At 69.9% G+C, this 16,570-nt stretch carries 17 protein-coding genes; 15 read left to right on the top strand and 2 right to left on the bottom strand.

Features of this window, described 5'->3' with window-relative positions; all coding sequences use genetic code 11:
• The first annotated feature begins 119 nt into the window (after positions 1-119).
• The 8 genes from VDQ18_RS11845 (at position 120) to VDQ18_RS11810 (ending at position 7,764) form a co-directional block, all read left to right on the top strand.
• Positions 120-944: an SseB family protein gene (locus tag VDQ18_RS11845; RefSeq protein WP_323021144.1), complete on the top strand. Its 825-nt coding sequence runs from the start codon at positions 120-122 to the stop codon at positions 942-944.
• Positions 945-948: 4 nt separating this feature from the next.
• Entirely contained in the window at positions 949-1,716 is a 768-nt protein-coding gene (locus VDQ18_RS11840; RefSeq protein ID WP_323021143.1) for a YiiX/YebB-like N1pC/P60 family cysteine hydrolase, read from the top strand.
• Positions 1,717-1,864: 148 nt separating this feature from the next.
• Positions 1,865-2,329 (top strand): 50S ribosomal protein L13, encoded by a 465-nt coding sequence (gene rplM, locus VDQ18_RS11835; RefSeq protein ID WP_107751672.1) that lies wholly within the window; start codon positions 1,865-1,867, stop codon positions 2,327-2,329.
• Positions 2,330-2,331: 2 nt separating this feature from the next.
• Positions 2,332-2,841 carry a 30S ribosomal protein S9 gene (gene rpsI, locus VDQ18_RS11830; protein WP_323021142.1) on the top strand — a complete coding sequence of 170 codons (510 nt, stop codon included), beginning with the start codon at positions 2,332-2,334 and terminating at the stop codon, positions 2,839-2,841.
• 88 nt (positions 2,842-2,929) lie between these two features.
• Positions 2,930-4,096 carry a hypothetical protein gene (locus VDQ18_RS11825; protein WP_323021141.1) on the top strand — a complete coding sequence of 389 codons (1,167 nt, stop codon included), beginning with the start codon at positions 2,930-2,932 and terminating at the stop codon, positions 4,094-4,096.
• A gap of 81 nt (positions 4,097-4,177) precedes the next feature.
• Positions 4,178-4,798 (top strand): FMN-binding negative transcriptional regulator, encoded by a 621-nt coding sequence (locus VDQ18_RS11820; protein ID WP_323021140.1) that lies wholly within the window; start codon positions 4,178-4,180, stop codon positions 4,796-4,798.
• Between the two features lie 111 nt (positions 4,799-4,909).
• Positions 4,910-6,388 (top strand): amidophosphoribosyltransferase, encoded by a 1,479-nt coding sequence (gene purF / locus VDQ18_RS11815; RefSeq protein WP_107751668.1) that lies wholly within the window; start codon positions 4,910-4,912, stop codon positions 6,386-6,388.
• A gap of 125 nt (positions 6,389-6,513) precedes the next feature.
• Entirely contained in the window at positions 6,514-7,764 is a 1,251-nt protein-coding gene (locus VDQ18_RS11810) for an FAD-binding oxidoreductase (protein ID WP_323021139.1), read from the top strand.
• Positions 7,765-7,770: 6 nt separating this feature from the next.
• On the opposite strand, the gene VDQ18_RS11805 is transcribed toward VDQ18_RS11810, so the two are convergent.
• Complete coding sequence (locus tag VDQ18_RS11805; protein WP_323021138.1) at positions 7,771-10,203, bottom strand: DEAD/DEAH box helicase; 2,433 nt, start codon at positions 10,201-10,203, stop codon at positions 7,771-7,773.
• 114 nt (positions 10,204-10,317) lie between these two features.
• On the opposite strand from VDQ18_RS11805, the gene VDQ18_RS11800 reads away from it, so the two are divergent.
• From VDQ18_RS11800 to VDQ18_RS11790, 3 genes are read left to right on the top strand one after another with little or no spacing between them, the layout of a single operon-like run.
• Positions 10,318-11,169 carry an AraC family transcriptional regulator gene (locus VDQ18_RS11800; RefSeq protein WP_323021137.1) on the top strand — a complete coding sequence of 284 codons (852 nt, stop codon included), beginning with the start codon at positions 10,318-10,320 and terminating at the stop codon, positions 11,167-11,169.
• A complete protein-coding gene (locus VDQ18_RS11795; RefSeq protein ID WP_323021136.1) occupies positions 11,162-11,752 on the top strand; it encodes a GyrI-like domain-containing protein in 591 nt (196 codons plus the stop codon). The genes VDQ18_RS11800 and VDQ18_RS11795 overlap by 8 nt, the downstream gene beginning before the upstream one ends.
• Positions 11,745-12,131, top strand: coding sequence for a DUF1801 domain-containing protein (locus VDQ18_RS11790; RefSeq protein ID WP_323021135.1), 387 nt, complete (start codon positions 11,745-11,747; stop codon positions 12,129-12,131). Before VDQ18_RS11795 ends, VDQ18_RS11790 begins: the two co-directional genes overlap by 8 nt.
• Before the next feature lie 87 nt (positions 12,132-12,218).
• Here VDQ18_RS11790 and VDQ18_RS11785 read toward each other — a convergent pair whose 3' ends face one another.
• Positions 12,219-13,178 carry an L-malyl-CoA/beta-methylmalyl-CoA lyase gene (locus tag VDQ18_RS11785; RefSeq protein WP_323021134.1) on the bottom strand — a complete coding sequence of 320 codons (960 nt, stop codon included), beginning with the start codon at positions 13,176-13,178 and terminating at the stop codon, positions 12,219-12,221.
• A 192-nt stretch (positions 13,179-13,370) separates the two neighbouring features.
• Here VDQ18_RS11785 and VDQ18_RS11780 point away from each other — a divergent pair, with 192 nt between their 5' ends.
• From VDQ18_RS11780 to VDQ18_RS11765, 4 genes are all read left to right on the top strand, one after another.
• A complete protein-coding gene (locus VDQ18_RS11780; RefSeq protein ID WP_323021133.1) occupies positions 13,371-13,985 on the top strand; it encodes an isoprenylcysteine carboxylmethyltransferase family protein in 615 nt (204 codons plus the stop codon).
• 140 nt (positions 13,986-14,125) lie between these two features.
• Positions 14,126-15,127, top strand: a complete 1,002-nt coding sequence (gene dgcN, locus VDQ18_RS11775) for an N-acetyltransferase DgcN (RefSeq protein WP_323021132.1) — start codon at positions 14,126-14,128, stop codon at positions 15,125-15,127.
• Between the two features lie 108 nt (positions 15,128-15,235).
• The gene (gene dgcA, locus VDQ18_RS11770; RefSeq protein ID WP_323021131.1) at positions 15,236-16,198 is read left to right on the top strand and encodes an N-acetyl-D-Glu racemase DgcA; all 963 of its coding nucleotides are present in this window, start codon (positions 15,236-15,238) and stop codon (positions 16,196-16,198) included.
• Positions 16,195-16,570, top strand: a 376-nt coding sequence (locus tag VDQ18_RS11765; protein WP_323021130.1) for a metallophosphoesterase family protein, incomplete at its 3' end; no start/stop codon positions are given. The genes dgcA and VDQ18_RS11765, both read left to right, overlap by 4 nt.

The following is a 16,570-nucleotide window of genomic DNA, read 5'->3' as shown; positions in this document are numbered from 1 at the left end:
AACTACGTGTTAAGACTGTTGCGCAATCGTGTCCGCCTTTACTTTGTGCGGCAAGCCGCCGACATCCGCGCCAGCAGCGACCGATACCGCCGACCTTCAAAGACCCAGACCAGGCCCCCATGGACAATACCCCCGAGACCGAGCTCAACGCCGCCATGCTCCGCCTGGCCCAGGCCCAGGACGACAGCGCCGAAGAGGTTGCCGCGCGCCTCGCCTTCCATGCCGAACTGAGCCGGGCTGAGCTGTTCGTGCTGCTCACCGCCGAGGTGACGGGCGGCACGATGGAGCCCAAGGTCTTCGACCTGTCGGATGTGCGCGCGGTGCTGGCCTTTGACAGCGAGTTGCGGCTGGCCGGTTTCGCCGGCGAGGCCGCGGCCTATGCCGCGCTGCCGGGCCGGGTGCTGGTGGCGATGCTGGCCGAGGCGGCCGAGGGCCTCTCGCTGCTGGTCAATCCCGATGCCGACCACGCCGCGCTTCTGCCGCCCGAGGCGCTGGGCTGGCTGGCCGACACGCTCGCCGCGCCCGCCCCGGCCGAGGGGCAGGGCGTGCCGCTGGCCTTCGGCGCGCCGGACCTGCCCGAGGCAGTGCGTGCGCCGCTCGTCGCGGCCTTGGAGCGGCGGCTGTCGGGCACGCCGGGGCTGAGCGGGGCGGTGCTGGCCGCGGTCCAGTGGCAGGGCGGCGGGCGCGGTCATGTGCTGGCGCTGGCCGGTCTGCCCGAGGCCGCGCAGGCCCCGATCGCCCGGGCCGTGTCCGAGGCGCTGGCGCTCTCGGGACTGGAGGGCGGCGCGCTGGACGTGATCTTCCCCGAGGGCCGCGCCATGGCGGCCATCGCCGGGGTCGGCCTCGCGCTGTCGCCCGCGCCCTTCGCCCCGCCGGAAGAGCAGCGCCTGACGCCCGGCGCCAACCCCGGGCTCGACCCCGCGCGCCCGCCCCGCCTCAGGTAACGCGATGTTTGCCCGTATCGGCCGCCTTCTCGGACGCATCCTCGAACGGGACAAGCCCGGGAACCAGCCCGTCGTTGCGCAGGATCACGCGGCGCTGACCGCCTCGATCCGCGTCGGCGACGTGCTGCTGGTCGAGGGGCGGGCCAAGGTCTCGACCGCGATCAAATACCTGACGCAGAGCACCTGGTCGCATGCCGCGCTCTGTGTGCAGGACCTGAGCGCGGGCACCGGCGAGGTGCTGCTGGTCGAGGCGACGATCCAGGAGGGCGCGCATCAGGTGCCTCTGGCGAAATACGCCAATTTCAACACCAGGCTCTGCCGTGCCGCGGGCCTGTCGATGGATGAACGCGCGGCGGTTGCCCGCTACATGGTCGAACGGATCGGCATGCGCTACGACACGCGCAACATCATCGACCTGGCGCGCTACCTGTTCCCGACCCCGCCGATCCCGGTGCGCTGGCGGCGCAGCCTGCTGACGCTGGGTTCGGGCGATCCGACGCGGGCGATCTGTTCCTCGCTGGTGGCACAGGCCTTCCAGTCGGTGGGCTACCCGATCCTGCCGCAGATCGAGATGCTGCGCGAAAGCTCGGGCCGGCCGCTGGGCACGATCTGGCGCCACCGTCACGCCACGCTGATCGTGCCGCGCGATTTCGACCTCTCGCCCTATTTCGCCGTGGTGAAGCCGACGATCCAGCGCGGCTTCGATCACCGGCGGATTCCCTGGGCGCCGGGGGACGAAGGCGGGTGGCCGGGGGAGAGATTGCTGGGGTAATATAATACCTATTTTTCAGGGTATTGATTTTGCTTGATTATTTGGCGTGAACGCCGCTTGACCCACCCGCGCAATCCGCTAGAACAGCCGCATTCCGTTCCCGGGTTCCGCCCGGCTGCGACTCGCTTCTCACTTTCAGGGCTGGACCATGAAAACCTACACCGCGAAACCGGCGGAGATCGAGAAGAAGTGGATCCTGATCGACGCCGAGGGCGTCGTTCTGGGCCGCCTCGCCACGATCGTCGCCAACATCCTGCGTGGCAAGAACAAACCGACGTTCACGCCGCACATGGACATGGGCGACAATGTCATCATCATCAACGCCGACAAGGTGCAGATGACCGGCAACAAGCGCGCCGACAAGCGTTACTACTGGCACACCGGCCACCCGGGCGGGATCAAGTTCCGCACCGCCGGTCAGGTGCTTGACGGCGCCCACCCCGAGCGCGTCGTGATCAAGGCCGTCGAGCGCATGATCACCCGCAACCGTCTGGGCCGTCAGCAGATGACCAACCTGCGCGTCTATGCCGGTGCCGAGCATCCGCACGAGGCCCAGCAGCCGACCGTCCTCGACGTCAAGTCGCTGAACCCCAAGAACACCCGGAGCGCCTGATCATGGCCGATGAGATCAAGTCCCTCGACGCGCTGAAAGACGCCGTCGCCGGCGCCGCGGCTGCCCGTCCGGCCGCCGAGACCGAGACCGAGGCCGCTGCGCCCCGGACCCCCCAGCGCGACGCCCAGGGCCGCGCCTATGCCACCGGCAAGCGGAAAGACGCGGTCGCCCGCGTCTGGATCAAGCCGGGTTCGGGCAAGGTCACCGTCAACGGCAAGCCGATGGCCGAATACTTCGCCCGTCCCGTGCTGCAGATGATCCTGAAGCAGCCGTTCGAGATCACCAACACCGTCGGCCAGTTCGACATCGTGGCGACCGTCGTCGGCGGCGGCCTCTCGGGCCAGTCGGGCGCGGTGAAGCACGGCGTGTCGAAAGCGCTGCAGCTCTACGATCCGTCGCTGCGCGGTGTCCTCAAGGCCGCGGGCTTCCTGACCCGCGACTCGCGGACCGTGGAACGGAAGAAATACGGTAAGCGCAAGGCGCGCCGGAGCTTCCAGTTCTCGAAGCGCTGATCGCTTTCGCGATTTTTACGAAAGGCGCGGCTTCGGCCGCGCCTTTTTCTTTACTCCTGCCGCGTAGCCTGCCCGCGCAGGAGAGATCATGCCGGCACGGAGTTTTCAGATCTATGCGTTGACGGTGATGCTGGCGGGCGTCGGCCTGCTGGTCACGCTGCGGTTGGGGCCGGACGGGTTGCGCTTCACCGGGGAGGCACCCGCGATGCAGCTGGCCATGGCCGGTGGGATCCTGCGCGGCGAACTCGCCGAGGTGCCCGGCCTTCCCGCGCTGCTGCTGGTGCCGCTGCTGGCGCTGGGGGAGTGGTCGGTGCTGCTGCTGGCCGTCGCAGGGCAGGGCGCGGCGATCTGGTTGCTGGCCGGGGCGCTGAGCCCGGCGGTGGCGACGCGCCCGGCCTCGGCGGTGGTGGCGGCGCCGCTGCTGATACAGGCGGTCAACGGCTTCGCGCTGCCGTTCGCCGGGGCGGAGGGGCCCTTGCTGGTGGCGGCGTCGGTCGCGGTGCTGGTGGGGCTGGCGCGTTCGGCGAAGGAATCGGCGCCGGGCTTCCTGCCGCTGGCGATCCTCATGGCCGCCGCCCTCCGGGCAGAGGGGGCCGCGCTGGCCCTCGCCGCGGTCATTGCCTTGTTTTTCCTCGGCCACCGGCGGGCGGCGCTTCTGTCGCTGGCGGGATTGGGCATGCTGGGCGCGGCTGCCGTCGTTGTCCCCCCGGTCCTGGGCCTGCCGTCCTGGCTTCCGTCCCACCCCCTCGCCGCCGCCCTGGCCGGAGGCATCGACGGCGTGCTGGTGGCCATCGCGGTCAGCGTAATCCTCGCGCTCGGGGACCTGCCCGGGGTGCAGTTGGCGGTGCTGGCGGCCTTGCTGGCGCTTCTGGCGCTCGCCCGGCCGAACCGCGCCCGCAACGCCGTCGTCTGGACCGCGCTGGCGGGGATCCTTTTGCCGCTGTTGTCCGGCAGCAGCGGCTGGTTTCAGGAGGCGGCCCCGCTCGCGCTGGCGATCACCGCCTATCTGCTGCAACTCCGACGCCCCGCCGTGGCGCCACTGGCACTGCTGGCCGTCTTCGGCTGGAGCCATGGCGCGCCGCTCCCCTGGCCGCCACAGGCTCCGTCGGCGCTGCAGCCGGCCACGCCGGGCAACGGCCCGGTCCCGGGGGCGCTCCCCCTCCCCGGTGGTGATCCCGGGTTGGGGCAGGCGGGGCCTGACCCTCCGGTCAGCACGCCGCCCGACCGCGCGCGGTTTCCCCAAGGCGGCCCCTGACCCGCCGGTCGCGCTGGCGCTTGTCGCCATCCCGGCGGGCGGCTACCGTTCGCGCCGCGTCATTACCGAGAGCGGCCCGCGATGTATTCCCCCGCCCATTTCACCGAAACCGAGCAGGCCGAGATCGAGCGCCTGATGCACGACAATCCGCTGGCGGCGCTGGTCAGTCAGGGGGCGGCCGGGCTCGACGCCAATCACCTGCCGCTGCTGCGCGACGGTGAGGGGTTTCTGGGCCATGTCGCGCTGGCCAATCCCCTGCACCACGAGGTGCCGGACGGCGCCCCGGTGCTGGCGATCTTCCGCGCGGTCGAGGGCTATGTCAGCCCGAACTGGTATCCGTCCAAGGCCGAGACGCACAAGGCGGTGCCGACATGGAACTATCAGGTGGTCCATGTCCATGCCCGGATCACCTGGTCGCATGCCGACAAGGACAAGCGCCGCGCTGTGGCGCTGCTGACGGCGCGGCACGAAAAGGCGGTGAACGGCGCCGCCGCCTGGAAGATGGGCGATGCGCCTGCCGATTTCCTCGACGAGATGCTGGGCAAGATCGTCGCCTTCCGCCTCAGCGTCGAGCGGATCGAGGCGAAGTCCAAGCTCAACCAGAACCGCAGCGCCGCCGATGTGGCCTCGGTCGCCGCCGCCTTCGACGGTCAGGGCCGCACCGGGATCGCCGCCGCCATGCGCCGCCCGCCCAAGACGTGAGCCGCGCGTCACCGCCCTGTCGCAATTCCCGCCCCGCCCGTGCCATGGCCCTTGCCCCGGCGCGGCCAAGCGCCTAAAGGGTGCGCATCGCAGCTATCGGGGGCCCGAACCATGGAGCCTTGGCTCAGCCATCCCTTCGACGACGACAAGTTGAAGGAGGAATGCGGGATTTTCGGCGCCGTCAACGTCCAGGATGCGGCGAATTTCGTCGCGCTGGGCCTGCACGCGCTGCAACACCGCGGACAGGAAGCGGGCGGCATCATCACCTATGACGATTCGCGCGGCTTCCAGTCGGCGCATCGCTTCGGTCTGGTGCGGGACAATTTCACCTCGGCCAAGCTGATGGAAACCCTGCCCGGTTCCATCGGGATCGGCCATGTGCGCTATTCCACCGCCGGATCGAAAGGGGCGACCGCGATCCGCGACGTGCAGCCCTTCTTCGGCGAATTCTCGATGGGCGGCGCGGCGATTGCCCATAACGGCAACATCACCAACGCCAATGCGATCCGCAAGGAACTGATCGAGCGCGGCTCGATCTTCCAGTCTTCCAGCGATTCGGAATGCATCATCCACCTGATGGCGCGCTCGATCCAGCGGACCCATGCCGAACGGCTGAAGGATGCGCTGCGCCGCTGCGAAGGCGCCTTCTCGGTCATCGCCATGACCCGCACCAAGCTGATCGGCGTGCGCGACAAGCTGGGGGTGCGCCCGCTGGTGCTGGGCCGCATCGGTGCCGAGAAGGAGGGCGGCTGGGTGCTGGCCTCCGAGACCTGCGCGCTCGACATCATTGGCGCCGATTTCGTGCGCGAAATCGAGCCGGGCGAAATGGTGGTGATCGACAAGAAGGGCGTCGTCTCGTCGCGGCCCTTCGAGCGGGTCTCGCCGCGGTTCTGCATCTTCGAGCAGGTCTATTTCTCGCGCCCCGATTCGATCCTTGGCGGGCGGTCGGTCTATGAAACCCGCCGCCAGATCGGCGTGGAACTGGCCCGCGAGGCCCCGGTCGAGGCCGATCTCGTCTGCCCGGTGCCCGATAGCGGCACGCCCGCGGCCATCGGCTACAGCCAGGAATCGGGGATCCCCTTCGCCATGGGGATCATCCGCAACCAGTATATGGGCCGGACCTTCATCGAACCCTCGGAACAGATCCGCAACATGGGCGTGAGGCTGAAGCTGAACGTCAACCGGGCGCTGATCGCCGGCAAACGGGTGGTGCTGGTCGACGATTCGGTGGTTCGTGGCACGACCAGCCAGAAGATCAAGGAAATGATCCTGGAAGCGGGTGCCAAGGAAGTTCACTTCCGCATCGCCAGCCCGCCCACGACCTGGCCCTGTTTCTATGGCGTCGACACGCCGGAACGCTCGAAGCTGCTGGCCGCGCGGATGACCGAGGACGAGATGCGCGATTTCATCGGCGTCGACAGCCTGAAGTTCGTCTCGCTCGACGGGCTCTATCGCGCCGCGGGCGCGGTCGAGGGCCGCAACCCCGCCCAGCCGCAATTCTGCGACGCCTGTTTCTCGGGCGAATATCCGGTCGCGCCCTCGGACATGATCGAGGCCGGGTTCGAGTTGAAGGCGACGGCTGCCGAGTAAGCTGCTGACAGTGCAAGGATTTCAAAGCCCGGTGCCGCGCGCGCCGGGCTTTTGCATTCTGGCGCCCCTTGACGGCGACGGGCGGGCGGGCTGAACCTCCGGGGCCGTTTCATCGCAGGTCTTCCATGAGTCTCGACACCCCCGGCCTCTGGGCCGTCACCGCCCCCGCCGCCCCGGCGCTTGCCCCGCTCGCAGGCGACACCACGGCCGATATTGCCATCGTCGGCGCGGGTTATACCGGCCTCTCCGCCGCCCTGACCGCGGCCGAGGCGGGGGCCCGCGTCATCGTGCTGGAGGCCGAGGGGATCGGCGCCGGTGGCTCGGGCCGCAATGTCGGGCTGGTCAATGCCGGGCTCTGGATCATGCCCGACGAGGTCGAGGCGCGGCTCTCGCCCGGCAATCCGTTGCCGGGGATGCTGGCCAACGCCCCCGCCGCCGTCTGGGCGATGATCGAGCGCCACCAGATCGCCTGCGAGGCCCGCCCGGTCGGCACGCTGCATTGCGCCCCCGATGCTGCGGGGCTGGCGGCGCTGGCGGAACGCGAGCGGCAATGGCAGGCGCGGCAGGTGGCGGTGCGGCTGCTGTCCCCTGAGGAGACGCGGGCGCGCACCGGCTCGGACCGCTTCCACGGCGCGCTGTTCGATCCGCGCGCGGGGACGGTGCAGCCACTGGCCTATGCGCGCGGGCTCGGCCATGCGGCGTTGCGCGCAGGCGCCCGGATTCATGCGCCGAGTCCGGTCACCTCGGCCGAGCGGCGGGGTAGTGAGTGGATACTCACAACGCCCGGCGGGCGGGTGACCGCGCCGCGGGTGATCTGGGCGGGCAATGCCTATGGTCAGGGTCCGGCGGCCAACAAGGCCGTTGCGATCATGCCCTACTTCAACTTCACCACCGACCCGCTGCCCGAGGATCTGCGCCGTACCATCCTGCCGGGGGGCGAGGGCGCCTGGGACACGGCGACGGTGCTCAGTTCGTTCCGGCTGGATGCGGCGGGGCGCTTCGTCATCGGCTCGATCGGGCAGCTCGGCGTGGACGCGTCGGTGCATGAGGGCTGGGCGCGGCGGATGATGGCCCGGCTCTATCCGCAGCTGAAGGGGCAGGTCTTTGCCCATCGCTGGTACGGGCGCATCGGCACCACGCCCGACGCGCTGCCGCGATTGATCGAGGCGGGCGAGGGCGCTTTCGGGATCACCGGCTACAACGGGCGGGGGATTGCCCCGGGGACGGTGCTGGGGCGGGCACTGGCGCGAGCGGCGCTGGGGGAGGAGAAACTGCCGCCGCTGGCCCCGGCAAGACCCGACCCGCTACGCGCGATCCGGACCTTGGGGCTCAGGGCCGGGGCCGCGGCGATGCATCTCATCGACCGCCGCGGCTGAGTGCGTTCAGCGCTTCGGGCGCGTCGGCCGCTGGTCGGCGCCGCCACCCCGCGGCGGCTTGCCCGCGGGCTTGCGGGCCGGGCCACCCAGACGGGCCGAGGGGTTGCGGGCCGCATCGGCGTCGATGCGCGGCCGCGCCGGTTTGCCGGCGCCCTCGGGCTTCGGCGACCGGGGCTTGGCGCCATCGGGCTTGGTGCGGGGCTTGAACGGGCGCTCGCCCGTATCAGGCCGGGCGCGGAACTCGCCACCCTCGGCCGGGCGCGGGGCGCGGGGCTTGAAGGGCCGCTCGCCCGCATCGTCCCGCGGCGCGCGGGGTTTATAGGGCTTGGGGCCGTCCTCGGTCCGGGGACCGCGGGCCTTATAGGGCTTGGGGCCGTCTTCCGAGCGCGCCTTGTAGGGGCGGGGGCCATCTTCGCCACGCGGCTTGTAGGGCCGCTCACCCTCGGGCCGCGGGGCGCGGGGCTTGAAGGGACGCTCGCCATCCTCGCCACGCGGCGGGCGGGGCGTGTAGGGGCGGTCGCTGCCCTCGGCACGGGGCTTGTAGGGCCGCTCGCCATCAGCCCGCGGGGCGCGCGGCTTGAAGGGGCGCTCGCCGTCCTCGCCACGCGGGGGGCGCGGCGTGTAGGGGCGCTCGCCCTCCTCGCTGCGGGCACGCGGCGTATAGGGCCGGTCGGCCCCTTCCGGGCGCGGGGCACGGGGCTTGAACGGGCGCTCGCCCGCATCCTCGCGCGGCGCACGGGGCTTGTAGGGACGCTCGCCCTCGCCCTCTTCGCGGCGGGGGCGCGGGGCACGGGCCGGGCGCTCGCCCTCGAACCGCGGCGGACGCGGCGGGCGTTCACCCTCGGCCGGGGCCTCGGTGCGCTCAAGGGTGATGTCCTGCTCCAGAATGCCGGTGTCGCCGACCGCGTTCCAGAAACGCTCCGAGGCATCCTCGTGCAGCTGCGCGAAGGTCGCTTCCTCGAAGATGCGGATCGCGCCGATGTCCGAGCGGGTCAGCGCCCCGGCCCGGCAGAGCATCGGAAGCAGCCAGCGGGCTTCGGCGCGCTGGGCGTGGCCCACGCCGATCTTCACCCAGAACGAGCGGTCGAATTCGGCCCGCGCGCGCGGCTTCGGCCCGTCGATGCTGACCGGGGTCACATCCTCGGGCGCCGAGCGTGCGGCGAAATACATACGGGTGACGGCGGCAGCCAGCGCGGCCGCGTCGAATTTCCCGGTCAGGCTGGCGATGGCTTCCGCCTCGTCCTCGGTCGCCGGACCCCAGAGGGTGGCGTCGGTCAGCAGACGCTCGCTGTCCTTGGCCGAGACCTCGGTCGCAGTGGGTGCGGTGCCCCAGTCGGCCTGCACCCCGGCAAAGCCCAGAAGACGCTCGGTCTTGCGGCGCTGCGAGGCGGGGACGATCAGCACCGAGGTGCCCTTGTTGCCGGCCCGGCCCGTGCGGCCCGAGCGGTGCAGCAGGGTTTCCTTGTTGGACGGCAGGTCGGCGTGGATCACCAGTTCCAGCCCCGGCAGGTCGATGCCGCGGGCGGCGACGTCGGTCGCCACGCAGACCCGGGCCCGGCCGTCACGCATCGCCTGCAGGGCGCGGGCGCGTTCTTCCTGCGCCAGCTCGCCCGACAGCGGCACGACCGAGAAGCCCCGGTTCAGCAGCCGCGCGGTCAGGTGGTTCACCGCGGCGCGGGTCTTGCAGAACACCAGCGCGTTGCGGGCCTCGTGGAAGCGCAGGACGTTGACGATGGCGTGTTCCGCATCCTCGGGCGCGACCATCAGCGCCTGATAGGCGATGTCGGCATGCGATTCCCGGGGCGCCTCGGTGGCGATGCGCTTGGCGTCTTTCTGATAGGTCTGGGCCAGACGCTCGATCATCGGCGGCACGGTGGCCGAGAAGAGGAGCGTGCGGCGTTCCTCGGGCAGGGCCTGAAGGATGAACTCCAGATCCTCGCGGAAGCCGAGGTCGAGCATCTCGTCCGCCTCGTCCAGCGCCACCGAGCCCACGGTCGACAGATCCAGTGCGCCGCGCTCGATATGGTCGCGCAGGCGGCCGGGGGTGCCGACGACGATATGCGCGCCGCGCTCGAGCGCCCGGCGCTCGCTGCGAGCGTCCATGCCGCCGACGCAGGAGGCGATGATGCCGCCCGCCGGGCCATAGAGCCATTCGAATTCGCGCCTGACCTGCAGCGCCAGCTCGCGCGTCGGGGCGATGACCAGCGCACGGGCGGTATCGGGCGGCGGCATCATGGCGCCGTCGGGCAGCAGGCTGTCGGCCATGGCGAGGCCGAAGGCCACGGTCTTGCCCGATCCGGTCTGCGCCGAAACCAGCAGGTCATGACCGGCAAGCGACGGCTCCAGCACCGCCGCCTGCACAGGCGTCAGCGTCTCGTACCCCTTCTCGGCGAGGGCTCGCGAGAGCGGGGCGGGCAGGGGCGGCAGGGCGGCGGTCATGGCAGATCCTTGAGACTGAACGCGCCCCCATACGCCCGGGCGGACGCGCTGTATAGGGGAAGAATAGCAAGACAGGCAAAGCGACGCCATGTCAGAAGGGCGTTGGAGGGTCAGATGGCGGTCGATTACAGAGCAAGGTTGCGCCGGGTCTATGCGGCGATTCACGACAATCCGGCCGGTGAGCATTCGCTGGATGCGATGGCCGATGTGGCGGCGCTGTCGCGGTTCCACTTCCACCGGGTCTTTGCCGCGATGACCGGCGAGACGCTGGCCGAGGCGGTGCGCCGCGTGCGGCTGCATCGAGCGGCCGAGGCTCTGGTGCGTAGTGAGGCGCCGTTGGCGGTGCTGGCCCGCGCCCATGGCTATGCCGATGCCGCAGGGTTCAGCCGGGCCTTTCGCGCTGCCTATGGCCTGAGCCCCGGCGAATTCCGTCGGCAGGGCAAGGCCTTGCCCGAGACATTACGCCGGATTACCCGGAAAGGAGACAGCATGTACCCCGTCACCCTGGAAACCACGTCGCCGCAGCGCCTGATCGGCCTGCCTTTCACCGGCCCCTATCTGACGATCGGCGCGGCCTTCGACCGGCTCGCGGCGGAAATCGGCGCGCTCGGCCTCTGGCCCCGGACGCGCGGGCTGGTCGGCGTCTATTTCGATGACCCCGCATCGGTTCCCGCCGAGGCGCTGCGCAGTTTCGCCGGGGTGCTGGTGGCCGAGGATCTGCCGCTGCCCGAGGGGATGCAGGAGCATCGGCTGGACGGCGGGCGTCATGCGCGGATGGCCTTCCGGGGCCCCTATGCCGGGATGGGGCTGGCCTATGAGTGGCTCTACGGGTCCTGGCTGGCGGCGAGTGGCGAGGCACCGCGCAGCGCCCCCTGTTGGGAGCGCTACCTCAACACCCCGCAGAGTGCCGCGCCCGAGGATCTGGCCACCGACATCTACCTGCCTTTGGAGGAAAGCCATGACTGACCCGCTGCTGACCGGAAAACCGGGGCGTATCGACCGGGTGACCGTGCCGCCGATGGTCTTCTTCGCCATCGAAGGGCAGGGTGCGCCCGGCGGGGCCGAGCACCAGCCGGCGGTCGAGGCGCTTTATGGTCTGGCCTATGGCGCGCGGTTCGCGGGCAAGGTGCAGGGCCATGACGAGAAGGTCGGGCCCTTGGAGGGGCTCTGGTGGTCCGAGGATTACGCGGTCTTCCAGCCGGGCGGCGACCGCGAGGCCTGGCGCTGGCGGATGATGATCCGGGCGCCCTCGTGGCTGGCGGCAGAGACGTTCGAGGATCTGCGCCGGACGGTGATCGCCAAGAAGGGCGCGGGGGTCTTCGCGCGGGTCACGCTCTGGCCCTTCGGCGAGGGGCTTTGCCTGCAGGCGCTGCATCCGGGCCCCTATGCGGATGAAGGCCCGCTGATCGCCCGGATCCACGCGCAGGCGGCGGCCGAGGGGCTGGCGCTGACCGGGCTGCATCACGAGATCTACCTCTCGGACCCGCGCCGGGTGGCGCCGGAAAAGCTGAAGACCATCCTGCGGCAGCCGGTGCGGGCGCATGAGTGATCCGGTCGACACCGCCATCGACGCCGCGCCGGAGCGGGCACGCGCGGGCCTCAGGGACTTGCGGGCGCTGATCCACCGGGTGGCGCTGGCCGAAGGCGTCACACTGGAGGAGGGGTTGCGCTGGGGGCAGCCCGCCTTTCTGGCCGCCAAGGGCGCGAGCCTGCGGATCGGCGCGCCCTCCAAGGCGATGAAGGATCAGGCGGATTTCGCGCTCTACGTCCATTGCCAGACGCCGCTCATCGCAGAGTTCCTGTCGGGACCCGGCGCCGGGATGCGGGTGGAAGGGTCACGGGCGGTGCTGTTCCGGCAGGGCGAAGAGCTGGACGAGGCGGCGCTCGCCTTCCTGATCCGGCGCGCCTTGACGTGGCACCAACGCTGAAATGCAGAGCGCGCGCCAGACCCCTGTCCGGCGCGCGCCCCTCCTCCCCAATGCCCGGCGACCCTCCCCGGTGCCGGGCCGGGTAACTCAACCGCGGGCGATCAGCTCCGCCTGCTTCACGATCACTTCCGCCTGTTTCATCGAGGCGATGTCGATCAGCTTGCCCTTGTAGGTCGTGGCGCCCTGACCGTTGGCCTTGGCCTCTTCCATCGCGGCGAGGATGGCGCGGGCGTCGGCCACGGCCTCATCCGACGGCGTGAAGACCTCGTTGGCCAGCGCGACCTGCTTGGGATGGATCGCCCATTTGCCGACCATGCCCAAGGTGGCCGAGCGGCGGGCCTGCGCCCGGAAGCCCTCGTCATCCGAGAAATCGCCGAACGGGCCATCGACCGGCAGGATGCCATGGGTGCGGCAGGCGGCGACGATGGCGGTCTGCGCCCAGTGCCAGGGATCGGACCAGTATTTGGCCCCTTCGCGCAGCATGTAGTAATTTTCCTGCGTGCCGCCGATGCCGGTGGTCTGCATCCCCATCGAGGCGGCGAAATCCGCCGCGCCCAGGCTCATCGCCTGCAGGCGGGGGCTGGAGGCGGCGATCTCCTCGACATGGGCGATGCCGGCGGCGCTTTCGATGATGACCTCAAGGCTGATCGGCTTGGTGCGGCCCTTGGCGCGCTCGACCGCCGTGACCAGCGCGTCGACGGCATAGACATCCGCCGCGCAGCCGACCTTGGGGATCATGATCTGATCCAGCCGGTCCGAGGCCTGCTCCAGCAGATCCACCACATCCTTGTACCAATAGGGCGTGTCGAGGCCGTTGATGCGGACCGAGAGGTACTTGTTGCCCCAATCGACCTCATGCGTGGCCTGGATGATATTGGCCCGCGCCGAGTCCTTGTCAGAGGGCGCCACCGAATCCTCGAGGTCTAGGTTGATCACATCCGCCGCCGAGGCCGCCATCTTCTCGAACAGTGCCGTGCGCGAGCCCGGGCCGAAAAGCTGGCAGCGGTTCGGACGGGCAGGGGCGGGGGGCTGGATGCGAAACGACATGCAGGGCCTTGGGCTAAGGAAATTACGTCTTGGCTTGGGTGCTGGTTATAATGTTGCGCCGTGGGATGCAAGCCGATTTCTGCGCGCGCGAAGGGTTGCGGTGCTGGTGCAGCATGGCGCCGCAAGGCGGGTGGCCTTGATTGACGGGGGGCGGTTGCGGGGTTTATCCCGGGGCGATCAAGGAGTAGCCCGATGAATGAGACCGCCGTTCAGCCTTTCGACCAGCGCATCCGTTACTGGATGGTGCGGGTGGCCTTCCTCGCCTGCCTGCCGGTGATCCTGCTGGGGGTGCCGGTCTGGTGGTCGGGCATCGCCACCCTGCTCAAGCTGCTGGGCACGCTGCTGATCATTGCCGCGATCCTCTACCGCTTCTGGGCGATCCTCTACATCGGCGGGCGCAAGAACCAGCGCGTGGTGCAGGAAGGCCCCTATTCCATGAGCCGCCACCCGCTCTATTTCGGCACCACGCTGGGCGCGCTGGGCTTCGGGCTGATGCTGGGCTCGATCCTGCTGGCGGCGCTGTTCGGGGCGCTGACGCTGGCGATCCTGGTGGCTACCGCCGCGCGCGAGGAACGCTTCCTGCGCGCCGAATTCGGCCCCGATTACGAGGCCTATGCCAGCCGGGTGCCGAACCGGGTGCTGCCTGTGCCGGGGCTTTTCACCACGCCCGCCGAGGTGACTTTCGTGCCGAAGATCCTGCGCACCAACGGCGGCGACGCGCTGGGCTTCCTGCTGGTGCTGCCGCTGGTCGAGGTGATCGAGTGGATTCGCGACCTGCATCTGGCCGGCGCTTTTCCGATCTTCTGACGGTCTGACGCACGTTTCTTGCGCGAAACTCGGGATGTGTCGGGGAATCTTCGGCGCATCCCGCAGAACGCACGCAAGATATCAAGGACATTCGCCGACAATCGCGGCATCCTCCCGCAAGAAGCGCGATGGAGTCCGCCATGATCGAAACCCCCTATCTGTTGTTCCTGGGCGATGCGCCCGACATGCTGGCGGCCAAGGTGGCGCAGGGCATCAAGGATTGGCGCCCGGAATATGCGCTGGGCCAGTTCCGGCTGCCCGGCTGCAAGGCGGATATGGGCCTGCCCGACATGACCCTGGCCGAGGCCAAGGCGGCGGGCGTCAAGACCGTGGTGATCGGCGTCGCCAACCGCGGCGGGATCATCAGCCAGTCCTGGAAGAAGGTGCTGGTCGAGGCGCTGGAAGAGGGCTTCGACCTCGCCTCGGGCCTGCATAACCTGCTGCGCGACGAAGAGGATCTGGCGGCCGTGGCCAAGGCCACGGGCCGCAAGCTGCACGACGTGCGCATCCCCTCGGTGAAATACCCGATCGCCAATGGTGAGAAGCGCACCGGCAAGCGGATGCTGGCCGTGGGCACCGATTGCTCGGTCGGCAAGATGTACACCGCGCTCTGCATGGAGAAGGAAATGCGCGAGCGCGGCATGAAGGCCTCGTTCCGCGCCACCGGCCAGACCGGCATCCTGATCACCGGCGGCGGCGTGCCGCTCGATGCGGTGATCGCCGATTTCATGGCGGGCTCCATCGAATATCTGACGCCGGACAACGACGCCGACCACTGGGACCTGATCGAAGGGCAGGGCTCGCTCTATCACGTCTGTTATTCCGGCGTGACGCTGGCGCTGGTCCATGGCGGCCAGCCCGACGCGCTGGTGATCTGCCACGAGCCGACCCGGCCGCACATGCGCGGCCTGCCGGGCTACAAGCTGCCGACGATTGCCCAGGTGCGTGACACGGCGCTGGCGCTGGCCCGGGTGGCGAACCCGGCCTGCGTGGCGGTGGGCGTCTCGATCAACACCCAGCACATGGCCGATGCCGAGGCGAAGGCCTATCTGGCCGAGGTCGAGGCCGAGACCGGCCTGCCCGCGACCGATCCCTTCCGCTATGGCGCGGGGAAACTGGTCGACGCGCTGGCTGCCGTCTAAGGGAAGGGTCGAGGGGGCTGCTCGCCCCCTCGAGCTCCCCTCGCCAAAGGGGGCACGCCCCCTTTGGAAACCCGTGGATATTTCTGGAACAAAGATGAAGAGGCGCGGATGATCAGCGTTACGCCCCAGAGTTTCCGTCTGGCCGAGGTTTTCACCATCTCGCGCGGGTCGCGCACCGAGGCGAAGGTCTTGACCGTGCGGATCGAGCGGGACGGGTTGGTCGGCTGGGGCGAATGCGTGCCCTATGCGCGCTATGGCGAGACGCTGGAGAGCGTGGCCGAGGAGATCCGGGCGCTGCCCGAGGGGATCGACCGGATGGCCCTGCAAGGCGCGCTGCCGCCGGGGGCCGCGCGGAACGCCGTCGATTGCGCTTTGTGGGATCTGGAAGCCAAGCGCGCGGGCAAGCGGGTCTGGGAACTGGCGGGGCTTTCCGCGCCAGGGCCCGAGATCACCTGCTTCACCCTGTCGCTGGACACGCCCGAGCGGATGCAGGCCGCCGCCGCGCGTCACGCGCATCGCCCGGTGCTGAAGATCAAGCTGGGCACGCCCGACGACATGGCGCGGCTGGAAGCGGTCCGCGCCGGGGCGCCGAAGGCGCGGATCGTGGTCGATGCCAACGAGGGCTGGACGGCCGAGGTCTATCCCGAGCTGGCGCCGCATCTGCTGCGCTTGGGTGTGGCGATGGTCGAGCAGCCCTTGCCCGCCGGGCAGGACGATCTGCTGGCCGGGATCGCCCGGCCGCTGCCGGTCTGCGCCGATGAAAGCTGCCATGACCGGGCCTCGCTGCCCGGGCTCAGGGGCAAGTATGACATGGTGAACATCAAGCTGGACAAGACCGGCGGGCTGACCGAGGCGCTGGCGCTGCGCGACGCGGCACGGGCCGAGGGCTACCGGGTGATGGTCGGCTGCATGGTCGGCACCTCGCTGGCCATGGCGCCCGCCGTGCTGGTGGCGCAGGGGGCCGAGGTGACCGACCTCGACGGGCCCCTGCTGCTGGCCGAGGATCGCGATCTGCCGCTGGTCTATGACGAGGCCGGCGTGCATCCCTCGGAGCCGGGGCTCTGGGGGTGAAACGCGCCGTTCTGGCCGATATCCACGGCAACGCCGATGCGCTGGCCGCCGTGCTGGCGGATCTGGCGGGGCAGGGGGTGGACGAGGTCCTGATCCTGGGCGATCATTTCAGCGGGCCGCTGGCGGCGCGGGAAACCTGGGCGCTGCTGAAGGACCTGAAGGCCCGGGCGATCCGGGGTAACCACGACCGCTACCTGCTGGAGGTGCCGCGCCCGGCGATGAGCCGCTCGGACGCCGCCGCCCATGACGATCTGCCGGCCGAGGCGCTGGACTGGCTGGCTTCGCTGCCGCCCACGTTGACCGGCGCCGGTATCTTCGCCTGCCACGGCACGCCCGCCTCGGACGAGACCTATCTTTGCGAGCGGATCACCG

It is taken from the genome of Pararhodobacter sp. (genome assembly GCF_034676075.1).
In the GTDB taxonomy this organism is placed as follows: Bacteria; Pseudomonadota; Alphaproteobacteria; order Rhodobacterales; family Rhodobacteraceae; genus Pararhodobacter.
This window is presented reverse-complemented; position numbering and strand designations above follow the sequence as displayed.

Excerpts from the sequence above, each read along its gene's own strand:
- VDQ18_RS11845 (WP_323021144.1), top strand. The coding sequence starts at position 120 with ATGGACAATACCCCCGAGACCGAGCTCAACGCCGCCATGCTCCGCCTG.
- VDQ18_RS11840 (WP_323021143.1), top strand. The coding sequence starts at position 949 with ATGTTTGCCCGTATCGGCCGCCTTCTCGGACGCATCCTCGAACGGGAC.
- rplM (WP_107751672.1), top strand. The coding sequence starts at position 1,865 with ATGAAAACCTACACCGCGAAACCGGCGGAGATCGAGAAGAAGTGGATC.
- rpsI (WP_323021142.1), top strand. The coding sequence starts at position 2,332 with ATGGCCGATGAGATCAAGTCCCTCGACGCGCTGAAAGACGCCGTCGCC.
- VDQ18_RS11825 (WP_323021141.1), top strand. The coding sequence starts at position 2,930 with ATGCCGGCACGGAGTTTTCAGATCTATGCGTTGACGGTGATGCTGGCG.
- VDQ18_RS11820 (WP_323021140.1), top strand. The coding sequence starts at position 4,178 with ATGTATTCCCCCGCCCATTTCACCGAAACCGAGCAGGCCGAGATCGAG.
- purF (WP_107751668.1), top strand. The coding sequence starts at position 4,910 with ATGGAGCCTTGGCTCAGCCATCCCTTCGACGACGACAAGTTGAAGGAG.
- VDQ18_RS11810 (WP_323021139.1), top strand. The coding sequence starts at position 6,514 with ATGAGTCTCGACACCCCCGGCCTCTGGGCCGTCACCGCCCCCGCCGCC.
- VDQ18_RS11805 (WP_323021138.1), bottom strand. The coding sequence starts at position 10,203 with ATGACCGCCGCCCTGCCGCCCCTGCCCGCCCCGCTCTCGCGAGCCCTC.
- VDQ18_RS11800 (WP_323021137.1), top strand. The coding sequence starts at position 10,318 with ATGGCGGTCGATTACAGAGCAAGGTTGCGCCGGGTCTATGCGGCGATT.
- VDQ18_RS11795 (WP_323021136.1), top strand. The coding sequence starts at position 11,162 with ATGACTGACCCGCTGCTGACCGGAAAACCGGGGCGTATCGACCGGGTG.
- VDQ18_RS11790 (WP_323021135.1), top strand. The coding sequence starts at position 11,745 with ATGAGTGATCCGGTCGACACCGCCATCGACGCCGCGCCGGAGCGGGCA.
- VDQ18_RS11785 (WP_323021134.1), bottom strand. The coding sequence starts at position 13,178 with ATGTCGTTTCGCATCCAGCCCCCCGCCCCTGCCCGTCCGAACCGCTGC.
- VDQ18_RS11780 (WP_323021133.1), top strand. The coding sequence starts at position 13,371 with ATGAATGAGACCGCCGTTCAGCCTTTCGACCAGCGCATCCGTTACTGG.
- dgcN (WP_323021132.1), top strand. The coding sequence starts at position 14,126 with ATGATCGAAACCCCCTATCTGTTGTTCCTGGGCGATGCGCCCGACATG.
- dgcA (WP_323021131.1), top strand. The coding sequence starts at position 15,236 with ATGATCAGCGTTACGCCCCAGAGTTTCCGTCTGGCCGAGGTTTTCACC.